The 15,077-nt window shown below is 40.0% G+C and carries 13 protein-coding genes and 1 pseudogene; 5 read left to right on the top strand and 9 right to left on the bottom strand.

From position 1 onward, the window contains the following. The coding region (locus CALSC_RS00850) for an iron ABC transporter substrate-binding protein (RefSeq protein WP_088239542.1) at positions 1–892 on the bottom strand (892 nt) is incomplete at its 3' end. A 349-nt stretch (positions 893–1,241) separates the two neighbouring features. Between CALSC_RS00850 and CALSC_RS00845 the strand changes: the two genes are divergently transcribed. The 4 genes and pseudogenes from CALSC_RS00845 to CALSC_RS27200 all read left to right on the top strand — a co-directional run bounded on the left by CALSC_RS00845 (position 1,242) and on the right by CALSC_RS27200 (position 4,134). Further along, the gene (locus CALSC_RS00845; RefSeq protein ID WP_088239541.1) at positions 1,242–1,871 is read left to right on the top strand and encodes an alpha/beta hydrolase; all 630 of its coding nucleotides are present in this window, start codon (positions 1,242–1,244) and stop codon (positions 1,869–1,871) included. A 150-nt stretch (positions 1,872–2,021) separates the two neighbouring features. Then, complete coding sequence (gene isiD, locus CALSC_RS00840) at positions 2,022–2,234, top strand: protein IsiD (protein WP_088239540.1); 213 nt, start codon at positions 2,022–2,024, stop codon at positions 2,232–2,234. 147 nt (positions 2,235–2,381) lie between these two features. Then, a pseudogene (locus CALSC_RS00835) lies at positions 2,382–3,594 on the top strand (RNA-guided endonuclease InsQ/TnpB family protein). Positions 3,595–3,660: 66 nt separating this feature from the next. Next, entirely contained in the window at positions 3,661–4,134 is a 474-nt protein-coding gene (locus CALSC_RS27200; RefSeq protein WP_088239545.1) for a hypothetical protein, read from the top strand. 68 nt (positions 4,135–4,202) lie between these two features. Here the strand turns inward: CALSC_RS27200 and wecB are convergent, their stop codons facing one another. From wecB to CALSC_RS00795, 7 genes are all read right to left on the bottom strand, one after another. Then, on the bottom strand, positions 4,203–5,324 hold the full coding sequence (gene wecB, locus CALSC_RS00825) for a non-hydrolyzing UDP-N-acetylglucosamine 2-epimerase (protein WP_088239539.1): 1,122 nt from the start codon (positions 5,322–5,324) through the stop codon (positions 4,203–4,205). Positions 5,325–5,499: 175 nt separating this feature from the next. Next, positions 5,500–5,874 carry a hypothetical protein gene (locus CALSC_RS00820; RefSeq protein ID WP_088239544.1) on the bottom strand — a complete coding sequence of 125 codons (375 nt, stop codon included), beginning with the start codon at positions 5,872–5,874 and terminating at the stop codon, positions 5,500–5,502. Between the two features lie 603 nt (positions 5,875–6,477). Then, positions 6,478–7,980, bottom strand: a complete 1,503-nt coding sequence (trpE, locus tag CALSC_RS00815; RefSeq protein ID WP_088239538.1) for an anthranilate synthase component I — start codon at positions 7,978–7,980, stop codon at positions 6,478–6,480. A 188-nt stretch (positions 7,981–8,168) separates the two neighbouring features. Beyond that, positions 8,169–8,582: a photosystem I reaction center subunit II PsaD gene (locus tag CALSC_RS00810; protein ID WP_088239537.1), complete on the bottom strand. Its 414-nt coding sequence runs from the start codon at positions 8,580–8,582 to the stop codon at positions 8,169–8,171. 262 nt (positions 8,583–8,844) lie between these two features. Then, positions 8,845–10,839: a DICT sensory domain-containing protein gene (locus tag CALSC_RS00805; RefSeq protein WP_088239536.1), complete on the bottom strand. Its 1,995-nt coding sequence runs from the start codon at positions 10,837–10,839 to the stop codon at positions 8,845–8,847. A gap of 741 nt (positions 10,840–11,580) precedes the next feature. Then, on the bottom strand, positions 11,581–11,904 hold the full coding sequence (locus tag CALSC_RS00800; protein ID WP_088239535.1) for a DUF2973 domain-containing protein: 324 nt from the start codon (positions 11,902–11,904) through the stop codon (positions 11,581–11,583). 181 nt (positions 11,905–12,085) lie between these two features. Next, positions 12,086–12,424: a DUF2605 domain-containing protein gene (locus CALSC_RS00795; protein ID WP_088239534.1), complete on the bottom strand. Its 339-nt coding sequence runs from the start codon at positions 12,422–12,424 to the stop codon at positions 12,086–12,088. Between the two features lie 269 nt (positions 12,425–12,693). Between CALSC_RS00795 and thrS the strand changes: the two genes are divergently transcribed. After that, complete coding sequence (gene thrS / locus CALSC_RS00790; protein WP_088239533.1) at positions 12,694–14,538, top strand: threonine--tRNA ligase; 1,845 nt, start codon at positions 12,694–12,696, stop codon at positions 14,536–14,538. 314 nt (positions 14,539–14,852) lie between these two features. On the opposite strand, the gene CALSC_RS00785 is transcribed toward thrS, so the two are convergent. Next, positions 14,853–15,077: Uma2 family endonuclease (locus CALSC_RS00785; RefSeq protein ID WP_200817524.1), on the bottom strand; the 225-nt coding region annotated here is incomplete at its 5' end.

Below are 15,077 nucleotides of genomic sequence, written 5' to 3'. Positions count from 1 at the left end.
GAGGGATAAACTCAGTAAACTTATTCGCCATGTCGGTTTTTTTCGAGGAACCGAGAATCGCAATCCCAGCCACATTCACTAAAGAGCCCAAGTCATTGGTAAAGTGATGCGCCACTGGCATTTTCGGATCGTCTTTCTTCAGCTTTTCTAAATAGTAGTGATTAACAAATCCTACAGCAACTTCACCGCGTCCCAGTGCTTTGACAATGGCTGTATTTTTGGGGTATACCTTGGGCTCATTAGCTTGGATACCTTTCAACCATTGTTTGGCTTTTTCATCTCCCTCTGATGCCCGTAAGGCAGTAACAAAAGACTGGAACGAACCATTAGTGGGTGCCCAGCCTATTCTCCCTTTCCATTTGGGATCGGTAAAGTCAAAAATCGAGGTTGGTAAATCTTCTGGTTTAACTAAATTTTTATTGTAATCAACACTACGTGCTCTACCTGTAATACCGATCCATTTACCTTGTGGAGAACGATATTTTGCATCAACTTTATTCAGAAGTTCTGATTTTAATTTAACAGCCTTCCCTGCTTTTTGAATCGCTCCTAGTGCTCCTGCATCTTGGGCAAAGAAAATATCCGCAGGGCTGTTATCTCCTTCTTCTAGAATTGCTGAGGCTAACTCAGAGGTACCACCATAGCGGACTTTTACCTTGATTCCAGAATCTTTCTCAAATTGCTTAATTATATTTCCGATTAACTTTTCCTTCCGTCCAGAATATATAACTAGCTCCTTACCGGAAGAACTAGTTGTATTACTCACAGCTTGACTAGTTGCAGTGGATGTTTGGGCTGTATTTGAGGCATTTGGATTACCTCCACAAGCGATCGTTAATACACCAGTAGTAGTTGCCAATCCAACTAAATAAGCAAACTTGCGTCGTTTCATGATTTCCTTGTATTGATAAAAAACAACAAAATGATACAATTTCTTAATAAGAAATTGCAATAGATTACTATTAAACTCCTCGATACTATTCAGCTTTTACTAATTTAAATTTTAAATAATTATGCTTTAGTCGAGATATTAATACTATTTCTTCATAGGCTATTGATAATAATTAGATAGATTATCAAATAATAATTTGATAATAATTAGTATTAAATCAGGTATTTGTAGAAAAAGCAACTAAGTATAGTTGCAAAAGATTATCTATAGCAAACGGGTTTATTTTCTTTCCTCATTCCTCTCTTGCAGATAAAATCAACAACATGAGTTCCATTTCAGGAGAAAACCACTGTCTTTACAAGTCATTGATATTCCCCCTTCCACATCTCAACCACCCGCAGCTTTAATAGTTTGTTTACATGGTTGGGGTGCTAATGCAGAAGATGTGGCATCTTTATTTCCTTTTTTTCAGTTACCTAATTGTCAATTTATCTTTCCCAATGCACCTTTCCCTCATATTTCTTCTCCAATAGGTAGACAATGGTATGATTTACGACCAGAAAATATGTATGAGGGATTAGTAGAAAGTCGTCAAAAACTCAAAGACTGGTTGCAATCTTTAGAAAGTAGCACCGGAGTTCCTTTGTCGCGTACAATTTTGAGTGGTTTTTCCCAAGGTGGGGCTATGACCTTAGATTTGGGATTAAAGTTGCCCTTAGCAGGTTTAGTCTGTATGAGCGGATATCTACATCCTGGTGCTTTAGAGCAAGAAGATTCCACTTCTTTAGCACCAACTTTAATTATGCATGGAAAACAAGATGAAGTTGTGCCACTAGCAGCAGCAATTAAGGCAAAAGCAGAGTTAGAATCCCTAGGAGTTGGGGTTGATTACCATGAATTTGATATGGGACATGAAATCAGACCACAAATGCTAAATTTATTCCAGAATTTCGTGATTTATACTACCCAGGAAGAATAAGTAACAGAATTTTTACAAATTCTGGTGTAAATACCTTAAAACTTTCACGAAATTAACGTCCTGGAATTAGTAATATATATTGGGTGGGTGCGTAGAACGCAACCAAACCCATGCTGGATGTCAATGCTGCTATTGGGACGGGCGAAAATAATGAAAACTCTGAGCATTTCCCGGAAAGAAATTGCTGCTATGACTGCACAAGACGTGGAGAAATTAGCTACACGTCTGGAACAGGACAACTACAGCAATGCATTTGAAAGTTTGAATGATTGGCATTTACTTCGTGCGATCGCATTTCAGCGTCCGGAGTTAGTTGAATCCTATATTTATCTTTTGGATTTGGAAGCTTATGATGAAGCCTAGGAATTTTGGATTTTGGATTGAGGTGGAAAGGCTATAATGGTTAAAACTAGGGGTTAAAGTTTTATTGACTTACCTAAATTCCGAGAGAATGCTCCCGTCACAATCTTTGATTGTGACGGCGAGATGAATCGAGAGCTTGAGGTAAAGATGCTAGTATTTGAGGTAAAGCTGGAAGGAACAAAACAGCAGTACCAATCCCTGGACAATGCCATTAGAACTGCCCGTTTTGTCCGTAATGCTTGCCTCAGATATTGGATGGACAACCGGAATATTGGTAGGTACGACCTGAGTGCTTATTGTGCCGTTCTTGCTGCCGATGAAAATGTTCCTTGGGTTGCTAAATTGAACTCTATGGCTAGGCCAGCTTCTGCTGAAAGAGCATGGAGTGCAATTGCTAGGTTCTTTGAGAATTGCAAGAAAAACAAGCCAGGAAAGAAAGGTTATCCCCGTTTTAAGAAGGAACAGACTCATAGTTCTGTTGAATACAAAACTAGCGGTTGGAAACTTTTTAAAGACAGAAGACATATCACTTTTAGTGATGGCTTTGAATCGGGAACCTTTAAACTCTGGGGGACTCGGAACCTGCATTTCTACCAGTTAAAGCAGTTTAAGCGAGTACGAGTTGTGCGTCGTGCCGATGGATACTATGCACAGTTTTGTATTAACCAAGAACGGGTTGAGAAGCGAGAACCAACTGGTAAAACTATCGGCTTGGATGTGGGACTGAATCACTTCTATACTGATAGTGAAGGCAACACTGTTGAAAACCCGCGACATCTCCGTAAAAGTGAGAAGTCGTTGAAACGGTTGCAACGCCGTTTTTCTAAGACGAAGAAAGATTCCAAAAATCGAGTCAAGTTTAGGAATAAATTGGCTCGTAAACATCTGAAAGTAAGTAGGCAACGTAAAAACTTTGCTGTGAAGACAGCAAGGTGCGTAGTCCAGTCTCACGACTTGGTAGCCTATGAGGATTTACAGGTGGGAAATATGATCAGGAATAGACAACCTTTCTAAGTCGATTAGTGATGCAGCATGGACACAGTTTAGGCAATGGGTTGAATATTTTGGTAAAGTTTTTGGGGTGGTAACGGTTGCTGTCTTTCCCCAGGGAACTAGCCAAAACTGTTCTAACTGTGGGTCAGTGGTGAAAAAATCTCTCAGTACTAGAACTCATATTTGTCCTGATTGTGGTCATACTCAAGACCGTGACCATAACGCTGCTCGAAACATACTCGAGATTGGACTCCGTACCGTGGGGCACACGGGAACGCAAACCGCCTCTGGAGATATCGACCTCTGTTTGAGTGGGGCAACTCCTGTAAATAAGCCGAGTCGTAGAAAGAGGAAGCCCAAAGAGTGATCTTTGGAATCCACCGCTAACCGGAGGTTAGCGGTGGGAGGATGTCAATTACCAGGTATTGTAATTATGACCAAACATACACAAGCGCATCTAACTCGTACCATAGAACTTAGCCAGCCGACTGCGCTCAAACAGAGGACTTTTCAGCAGATGGAATACTATATGGGCGCGAAGTTAATTGAGATTGGGGTTGACCCCAAATCTGCGGTTTATCGCTGGTCAGTGTCAAGAAAGCACAACCAACAAACCTGGACAATTAACGCTTATTGGGGAGAATCTAAAGAAAATTTGTCCCACCAACCCCTGACTGGCACTGATTTAATTGACTGTGCTAGAGCGAACGCTGAACATGGAATCAAAATTACAGCTTCTCTATGTGGTTATGGGGAGGATATTAGCAGTTTTCAACAAGCTTTAAACCAGGCTGGCGATCACATGGGACTTGACATAGAAACCCTGAATGACTTAATATCCGGCTCCCAAAATCTAAGGGGCAGACATGGGATTGATGTAGCTCCAGATACCGCCTCTTCTTTGTGAAGATTATGTCATTCGTTTATTATTGATGATGGCTTCACTCAGATTAGCCATCGCTACCCGTTGACTTTCTACACTGGTTCAACTTGCAAATAATTCTGCACAATCTGTAATATTCTTTCTGCTGCATTACCATCCCCAAACGGATTGATGGCGTTTGCCATAGCTTGATAAGCTGTTGGTTGACTCAGCAATTGTGCAGTGTTGAGAAGGATTTCCTCTGATCGAGTTCCCACTAACTTAGCGGTACCAGCAGTTACCGCCTCTGGTCTTTCTGTTGTTTCCCTCAAAACTAACACTGGTTTGCCTAAACTAGGTGCTTCTTCCTGCAAACCACCAGAATCTGTTAATAAAAGATGTGATCGGGCGATCGCTCCTACTAGCTCTCCATAATCCAAGGGCTCTGTAAGAAAAATCCGGGGATGATTACCCAGTAATGCTTGTAATGGCTCTCTAACCGTAGGATTACGGTGTAATGGCAGTAGCAAAGCAGTATCAGGAAATTTATCTAATATCTGTACAAACCCTTCAGCAATTCCTTGTAGTGGTTCTCCCCAATTCTCTCGCCGATGAACTGTTGCTAACAGAACACGATATTTTCCCCAATCTAAACCAGGAATATCACAAGCTGGTTCGGTAGCTGCAACTTTTATTAAGGCATCAATAACAGTGTTTCCCGTCAGATGAATTTCCCCCAATACTCCTGATGCTTGCAAATTATCTACAGCTAAAGGAGTTGGTGCAAAATGTAACTGAGTCAATTGGGAGATTAACCGGCGATTAGCTTCCTCTGGAAAAGGATTAAATAAATCATCAGTTCTTAAACCCGCTTCCACGTGACCTACGGGTATTTTATGATAAAAAGCAGCTAAAGTGGCAGCAAATGCTGTAGTGGTATCTCCTTGGACAATCACTAAAGCTGCTTCCTGTTCTTGAAATAACTTTTCCAAACCCTGCAAACTTCGGCAAGTAATATCTCCTAGAGATTGCCGATGCTGCATAATTTCCAAATTGCGATCGCTACTCAAGTTAAACAGTTGCATCACCTGTTCAACCATCTCCCGATGCTGTCCCGTCAAAATGACTTGGGTGTCTAAGCCAGAAAAGTTTTGAAATACCTGAATTACCGGAGCTAACTTAATTGCTTCCGGACGAGTGCCCAAAATAATGTAAACTCGTTTTTTATTAGCCATTACTCATAGATTTTTAGTCACTGGTTAATAGTAAACTACCCACACTGACCTTGCGATACAGTGTGGGTAGTTTACATATCCAATTGTAAACATGGGAGAAATCCCAAATTGAATGACATGCAAAAACCCGGCTTTACCGGGCAGATGCACTGTTTGTTGAATTTAATATCGATTTTTATGAATCTATATTACAGGTTAAAGGACAAGCTGCATAAACAGTTGCTTGCATTTCTTCCGCTTCTCCATGTAACCAGCTTAACCACTTGACTTCCTTGGGATGAATTCCTTTCGCGGTTAAAAATCCTGCTCCTACCACCACCGCCAATACATTAAATGATATTAAACCACCGGCCACCAACAAAACAGCACTCATCGGCATAACCGATTGTAAGATAACCGTTAACAGACAACCGACAGTGGCCATTAAAACAACTAAAGGAAAACCGACAACCAACAAGCATACTGCCAATGTGAAAGTCCAAATTAAGAAACTTTTGATCGTTAACAAGGAGTAGGTATTGTCTAATTTAGATGTTTGAGACAAAGCCATCATTAATGTTCTCCTAAATCGATAACAGGAATTTAAATTAAGAAACATCTTTCTGGTGATGATTTGCACCGGGATCAATGCTTAATGATGTCCAGTATATAAAAACATGTTGGGAATATGAGCTTTTAGTTAATAAAATTAACAGTTCATGTTCAAGATACTTAGAGTAAAGTCATAGTAAGGATTTGGGCAATAGTATTTCTTTGCCATCTATCTGGAGAAAGAAAAGCTAAAACTATCCGTGAACTTTAAAGATAAGGAATCAAACAGGAAGAACAGGAAACTAGGAAGAAGTATTTGGGTGCTTAGTGGTGAATATACTCTGCAATCCAACTATTTTTTATGTTGTAGGTTAAAGCTATGGCAAGTCTGTAAAATAACTATAAAACATTGATTCATCAATGCTTTTAAGCTGTGCTCTCTGTATCAAGTGCAAGGAAATAGGGGTTTGAGATTTAAAACCTGGCATTGATAATTTTTTGGAGTCGAAAAAAGTGGAAATAATAAGGGTGAAAATATTCCCGATTCTCCATTGCCGACTCCCCATTCCCTACCTCCACTATATGGGTATCCGTTATATTTCTTAACAATTTAGAATAATTGTCAACGTAAACAACGAATTGCTTCTAATAATCCTCTAGCTTTATTCAGTGTCTCTTCGTATTCTTTTTCTGGTTCAGAATCCGCCACTAATCCCGCACCTGCTTGTACAGTTACCGTATTATTCCGGGCAACCATTGTCCTAATTGCGATCGCACTATTCAATTGTCCTTCAAAATCATAGTATCCATAGACACCAGAATATACACCCCGACGGCAAGGTTCTAATTCATAAATAATTTCCATTGCTCGAATTTTGGGTGCCCCACTAACTGTACCTGCGGGGAAACAGGCTTTGAGTAAATCCCAGGCATTTTTTCCTGGTGCTAACTTCCCAATTACATTACTGACAATATGCATTACATGGGAGTAGCGTTCCACAACCATTAATTCATCAACTTTAACACTGCCACTAGAACAAACCCTTCCTAAATCATTGCGCCCCAAATCTACTAGCATTACGTGTTCGGCTATTTCTTTGGGATCTTGTAGTAAATCCACTGCTAAGGCATTATCTTCCTGGGGAGTCTTACCACGGGGGCGTGTGCCAGCGATGGGACGTAAGGTAGCAACAATCTCATAATTGTCATCTCGTTCTGCTTTAACCATTACTTCCGGACTGGAGCCGATAATTTGCCAGTCAGGGAAGTGGAAGTAAGACATATAGGGAGAGGGATTAATTTGGCGCAGGGAACGGTAAAGGGTAAAAGGATCATCAGTAAATTCCGTTGATAGTTGCTGAGAAATTACTACCTGAAAAATGTCACCAGCCTTAATATATTCCTTGGCTTTGTTTACCCTGGCGCAAAATTGTTCGCGGGTGAAGTTACTCTGGTAAGTTTCAGTTTTATTGTTAACTGGTGGCTTCCAACTGAGTATGGTCTTTTCTGGTGGTAGAGGCAAAGATAATTTGCTCACCATGTCAGAGACGCGATCGCAAACTTGTTGATAAGCTACCTTTAGATCAACATTATTGCGTAGATCAGCATAAGCGATCGCCCAAATTTTTCGTTTTACTTGATCAAAAATCATCAATTGGTCTGCTTGCATCCACAAACCATCAGGTATATCACTATCATTTGTTGCATGAATTGGTACCCGTGGTTCAATCCAATTGATTAATTCATAACCCCAAAAACCAAACAATCCACCAATTCCAGAAGGTAACTCAGGTAATTTGACTGGTTTATAGGGGGCAAGACAATTGCTTAAAATAGTAAAAGGGTTACCTTTAAAAATAGCTTGAGAACCATTACGATATGTTTGGGTAGTGCAGTCACCTTTAGCGGACAAAACCCATAGTGGATCGCAACCCAGTAAACTATAACGCCCTATCTTTTCTCCACCTTCTACCGATTCCAATAAAAAGCTATAGGGTTTTCCAGCACACACCTTATACCAAGCAGATACAGGGGTATCTAAGTCAGCAACCCATTCTTGATATACTGGGACAAAATTACCTTGTTGAGCTAGGTGAGAAAACTGGGAAAAATCAGGGCAAATCATAAAATTAATTTACTTTTTGAAGAGCCACCCAGAACATTGCCCGTGGTGGAAGTTATTGATATATAGCAATTTTTGCGAATGTATACAAGTATTCAGAAACCAAAGTACCAAGAAATATATACTTTCTTGGTACTGAAAATAGTATTAGCTGATGTATAGTTTATGGCCCATCATCACAAGGCTAGAAATTAAGCATCATGAGTAGCTTTGCCACTGAACTTAATTTGTGATGGACTGGGGTTCGCCCCAATATTACGGGGTACAAAACGTACTGGCTGACGACCTTCATTTACCTTCTCAGGAAATACGCCATCAGCAGGGTGAAGTAAAGTACTTGCTCCGTTAGGCGAAATCCGGTAAACTTTGTAGTCCATGATTTTGAACTTCCGCAGTTGGGCACCTAAGGCAATACCATATTCCTTTCGAGCTATGTAAAGCAGGTTTTCACCCTCCTGCATGACAGCAGAACCACCGGTAGGCATTTCAAATACTTGTTCTTTTTTGCTAGTCCAAGTAATAGCGTACTTTTCCTCATCTTCAGCTTTTTTGAGTAAGCCGCCAGTGCTGCCACCAAATAATGGGGTTTTTCCAGAAAGTGTCATAAACTGTTCACTCAATGTTTTTACGGCATACTAACATTGCACACAACTTAATATTGCGTTCGTGTCATAGTCTGTAACAGTTTTTAGTGTTTAGAAGTAATAGGATGATACAGATGAAGTTGAAAATAGGGGTTAGGTGTGAGGGGTTAGGGAATAAGGAAGAGTTATTTTCATCCTTGATAGTGAAATTGTTTCATTGGGACAGCCTCCCCACTCATTCCCTCTTTCCCTCTTTCTCTCATTCCCTCTTTCTCTCATTCCCTCATTCCCTCTTCCCCTCCTTCTCTCCCACAACCATGGGAATAGTAAAATAAAACTGGCTACCTTGATTTTTGCCAGCAGATTCCGCCCAAATCTTACCACCCCAGTTATTCACAATCTGGCGACTAATAGCTAATCCTAAGCCTGTTCCGCCGGTAGTACGCCTCAGAGCACCTTCTTCTTGGTAAAACAAGTCAAACACCGCTTCTAGACGATTTGGCTCAATACCTCTACCAGTATCTACCACACTCACTTCTACCATTTGCTTGCCATTGTGATCGGCATTAATAGTAATTGCCCCTGCGGATGGGGTAAATTTGCAGGCATTGTCCACTAGTTTAGCGAGAACTTCTACTAACCAATCACCATCAGCTCTAATCAAAGGTATGTGAGGAGAAATTTCTGCGCTAATATTAGGGAGTTTTTCGGCTCCAGAACGGGCACGCACCCGGCTGAGGGCTAAATCTATACATTCTTGCAAGTGTAAGGATTCCGGATGCCATTCTACCCGCCCACTTTCTAGGTTAGAAAGAGTTAAGAAGTCTTGTATTAGTTTCCGCATCCGTTCTGAGTCAGTTAGAGCAGTACTCAGCATAATCTCCTTTAATTCTGGAGGCATATCTGGCTCAGTGGAAAGACTTTCCAAACAAACTTGAATGGTAGATAAAGGTGTACGTAGCTCGTGTCCAGTAATGGCAATTAAATTACTACGAGTTTGATCGAGAGCTTCTAATTGCTGATTGAGTTTTTCTAAATTAGCATATGCTTCGGCTTGAATTAGAGCTGCTCCAATAGAAGTTGCGATCGCTTTGACTAAATCTAATTCCCCTGCTTGCCATTCATGGGGTTTATCACTGCAATAATGCAGTTCTATAATGCCCAACAGCCGTCCTTGGCACAATACGGGTTCTATTAACCATGAACGAATGCCAAATTTTTCAATGGGATACCACAGAGTCTTAGATTTACTTATCCGAGAATCGTTCAAAGTATCTGAGATGCAAACCCCTTCTCCTGTATTGACTACATCCTGAAATAGAGGATTGTTTGCCAGCTGCCAAGCTTGTCCAGACAAAGATAATACACCAGGTATTACAAACTCTTGTTCGATAATTGCCTGAGTATCAGTAGCTTGGGTGCGATAAATTAAACACCGACAAGCTTCTAAGTTCTGTCCTAACTCTTGTGCTGCTACTTGGAGAATTTCCTGGGGATTGAGCGATCGCCGAATGGCACTACTAATAGAATTAACTAACCGTTCTTTACGTGCTTGAGCGGAAATAGAACGGTATGCTTTATGTAATTTATACTGGCTCGCTTGTAAATAAGTAACTAGGCGTTGGACGAAAGGATCTGTGTCAATATTACAAGCAAACTCACTGTGATGGTTAATTTCTACATCCTTCCTCGGTCTATCAATCCCAAATCTTTGACGTGCCTCTTCTATTTTTGCCGATAGTTCCGGTCTGTACCATAAGATTCTTTCTAAGAGCAAGTCTGCTGCTTTCAGGCTTACCCCCCTTTCGGCAGTCCAAATACCTTCAAACCTCCTGGCTGTATCTGTATCCATACTGGGGGTTATATGGGTTTGCTGCTTATTTTTGGCAATAGAGCCTAGGCTTTCTCGACAAACTAGACAAGTAGCATAATTTTGAGCTATTACCACCAAATGCCACTCTTGCGCTAAAGCATCATCCGGCTCAAAGGCGATTGTCTCATAATACTCAGAGCTATGGGAAAAATCTGTTTCTGGTGCAGATAATACGTAAACTTGATTGCTTCTTTGCGCTAGTCGCCGATAACGATGTGCCTCTTGGCGATAAAATCGCTCTCGCTGGAAGCTGGCAATCACGAGTGGCTTCTCTAACGTAGCCGCCAAAACCTGATCTTCCATTGCGTGGGAGAGGGCTGTTAGAGAAGCTTTGAAATATAGCTGGGGACGCAGGTGGGGTAAAACCTGTAGCAGCGCAGTCAGCACAGAAGTCGAAATGCTCATGAATATTTTTCAAGAGAGCCACAGTATGGACAAAATATTTGTCACAGCTGCATTGTACAAATTACAACGAAAGATCAAATCAATTTAATTGTTTCAATATGTAAAGAATACTAAACAATTGAAGTGACGCACCTACACTTCTCCTTGAGTAAGTGTAGGCTTCTCATGGACTCTAGGCAACCCCAGACATTGATCCTTCGGCAATTAGCTAATAGATTCTAGGAAAAATATAAATAATAAATATTTTTTGTATCTCGCAATACATATTGTTTTTTCAGTTACATTTGTAATTTATAATATTTAGCTGGAATTAAAGTGCTTTACGAATAATAAACAAATTCAGATCAATATTGGTTCATATTTTTTAATAAAAGTCAAAGAATTAATATTTATAGATTATCCATAGTCAAATTAAATTTTTTAATATATATTTCTACATATTTTCAGCCATAGAAATTATAAAAATAGAGATTAATATATCTATATGAAAATAAGTTAAGAAGGCATATCATCAATTTGTAAATTTTATCTTTGCTTATGATTATACTGAGCATTCACCTCAGTCTATCCTTCCTATTTATCAGCCACTTTATTTTAGCTTGACTATTTTCCAGCTACTTGAATCAATTAAGGGTCAAAAACGCTGGAATTATGGCTGTGAAGAACTAGAATTGTAGTGATAAGAAAAAAGGTAAAAGTTTAACTAGATTTAATCTTTTACCTTTCATTATTTCTTTATATTTACTCCTGATTCTCTATTTTATGTGCTGAGGAGTCATTGTACAGAGCATCTAGTTGTTGGCGTGCATCTTCAACATTAATTGATCGCATAACCAAAAGGGGCTCTTTAATTACTTTACCCTTGCTATCTAGTAGTTCTGGATGGAGTACCGAATCCTTCTGCGATGATGAATAAGTCCGCTTTACCCGATTTTTATTGGAGAGCGAGAGCCCTGCAGAAGTTCTTTCTCGATCAACGCTGAAGGATACTAGATTGCGAATCAAGTTAGTAATGGCGATAAAAGCAAGGATTGTAAAAGAGAGAATGTAAAGCAGGTGCAGCATTTTGATTTTCCTCCAGGGGCGGCAAGTTTTAAAATCTTCTATCGTAAATATTTGATTCCCATTGGCTCAACATCATAGTTATATTCTCGTCTCGAATATAGCTACATGCTTATATTGTGTATTTCATCTGGTTATAGGGACTGGAATTGCAAAAAATCATCATAAATTTTTACTTTTTAACTTAAATTCTGTCTGGGGCTTGCCAGTCTGTATCTTGGGTGCGGAAACGCATTGCCACATTCCAGCATTCCGTCAATAATTTATGCCAAGGCATAATCGTTTCCATGTCAATCCCTACCTGTCCTTTTGTGGCAGAAAACAGCATTTTTGCTGTATTTACCTCATTTTGTGCTTGTTTGACCTTTGCTAGTAAAGTCAATTTTTCTTGATCACTCAAAAATGAAATTTGTTCATCCTCTAAAAGTTTACGCGATCGCGTGAACCAATACTGAAAATCTTCTAGTAGAGGTTGCAAAATGTCCTTTAACAATTTAGATTCTGATAAGTCTGAGTCTCCCATAAATCACAAGCATAATGGTAAGTTTCTTACTAATATTAACGCGATTTACAATTCTTTACATTTTAATTTATGGCTGTCACACTAAACTCTTAAAATAATCTGTAGTTTTAATTACAGATTAACTATTATAAATAGTCATAGTAGGATTTGTATACAATCTGGGGATAGAGAATTTCTCATTATTTTTAGATGAGAGCCAAAATGGGTCATCTTTTTTTGCCATAAACTTATAGATGCAGTTATACAAGTAAACAGCAATCACTTCGCTAATGGTTCAACAGCCGATGTCGCCGAATTCATCATCCAATCAGCCGGAACAGCCGGAAAAAATTTATTTACCTCGTACCAGCGAGTCGGAACACTTAAAAAAGATTCGCCACACCGCATCACATGTGATGGCAATGGCAGTACAGAAGCTGTTTCCCAAGGCGCAAGTTACAATTGGTCCTTGGATAGAACAAGGCTTTTACTACGATTTTGAGAACCCAGAACCATTTACGGAAAAGGATCTCAAAGCCATCCAGAAACAGATGGTAAAGATTATTAATCGGAAATTACCCGTGGTGAGGGAAGAAGTTAGCCGTGAAGAAGCCGAGCGGAGGATTCGGGAGATTAACGAACCCTATAAATTACAAATACTGGCAGATATTAAACAAGAACCTATTACCATTTATCATTTAGGGGATGAATGGTGGGATTTATGTGCTGGCCCACATTTAGAGAATACCAGTGAATTGAACCCGAAAGCGATCGCCCTAGAAAGTGTGGCGGGTGCTTACTGGCGTGGTGATGAGAATAAGGCACAATTACAACGCATATATGGGACTGCTTGGGAAAATCCCGAACAATTAGCTGAATATAAGCGTCGCAAGGAGGAAGCACTCAGGCGTGATCATCGTAAACTAGGTAAGGAATTAGGATTATTTATCTTTACTGATATTGTGGGGCCAGGGTTGCCATTATGGACACCCAAGGGTACTTTATTGCGGAGTCTGCTCGAAGATTTTCTTAAACAGGAACAGCTAAAACGGGGTTATTTACCTGTGGTGACTCCCCACATTGCCAAGGTAGATTTATTTAAGAAATCTGGACATTGGCAGAAGTATAAAGAAGATATGTTTCCCCTCATGGCGGATGACGAGTTAGCCGCAGCAGCAGAGCAGGGTTTTGTCATGAAACCCATGAATTGTCCCTTCCACATCCAAATTTATCAAAGTGAATTGCGTTCCTATCGGGAATTACCTATACGTCTGGCAGAATTTGGCACAGTCTACCGCTACGAACAATCTGGGGAATTGGGTGGTTTAACTAGGGTAAGGGGTTTCACTGTGGATGATTCCCACCTATTTGTCACTCCAGAACAGTTGGATGAAGAATTTCTCAATGTTGTGGATTTGATTTTGTCGGTGTTCAGGAGTCTGCAACTGAAGAATTTTAAAGCCAGATTGAGTTTCCGTGATCCAGATAGTGATAAATATATTGGTACTGATGATGCTTGGGAAAAAGCTCAAGGTGCAATTCGTCGCGCTGTGGAACACCTGGGGATGGAACACTTTGAAGGTATTGGGGAAGCAGCATTTTATGGGCCCAAACTTGATTTTATCTTCCAGGATGCCCTAGAGCGGGAATGGCAACTGGGTACGGTGCAGGTAGATTACAACCTCCCAGAACGTTTTGATTTAGAGTATGTTGCTGAAGATGGTACTCGCCAACGTCCAATAATGATACACCGTGCACCTTTTGGTTCTTTGGAACGGTTGATTGGGATTTTGATTGAGGAGTATGCAGGGGATTTCCCCTTATGGTTAGCACCAGTACAAGCAAAATTGCTACCAGTTACCGAACAGCAGATAGATTTTGCCCAAGAAGTGGTAGGGAAAATGAGAGAATTGGGTATCCGTGCAGAGGTGGATAACAGTGGCGAAAGGTTGGGTAAATTAATTCGCAATGCGGAAAAGCAAAAGATACCTGTGATGGCGGTTGTGGGAGCCAAGGAAGTGGAAACTAATACCTTGAGTATTCGTAGTCGTGCTTCTGGGGAGTTGGGAACTATAGCTGTGGCGGAGGTGTTGGAGAAGATGAAAGAGGCGATAGGTAAGTTTGAGAACTTTTAAGTCAAATTCCCAGTTCTTCAAGCAGGACTGGGTTTTTTCATAGAAATATAGTATTAATTGCGGTGATTTTTCCGTTTGGTGGGGTTCTCACCATGGTTAGTCATTGGTGAGCAGATTGAAAAATCTGGTTTGCAGTCAGTTTTAATTCTGGGAATGATTTTAATTTAACTACATCATCGTCTCTATATAAAATAAGTAGTTAAACATAATTAATTACACAATGTCATTGCGAGTGTAACGGAGTGAAACGAAGCAATCGCAAGGGTTAGGATTATTTCGCGTAGTTTGTAATAATGGTAAATATTTTTGTTTGATTACTTACTTGTGTATACGCCATTTTCTAATTGACAAACGGTAATAGTAGGTAGTTTTGGATTACCAATAAATTTTTTTCCACCAAGTCCTAAGTAATCAACAATCATAAATTCAGGTATGCCTATATTTTCGTATTTCTCGAATTTAACTGCATAGTCATCACCCCAATTAGTGCTTACTATTTCTACTACTAATGGTATTGATTCGCTTTGAAAAACTGTAGA

This window comes from Calothrix rhizosoleniae SC01, assembly GCF_900185595.1.
GTDB lineage: Bacteria > Cyanobacteriota > Cyanobacteriia > Cyanobacteriales > Nostocaceae > Calothrix_A > Calothrix_A rhizosoleniae.
The sequence above is the reverse complement of the archived record's forward strand: the minus strand, read 5'-3'. Positions and strand labels throughout refer to the sequence as shown.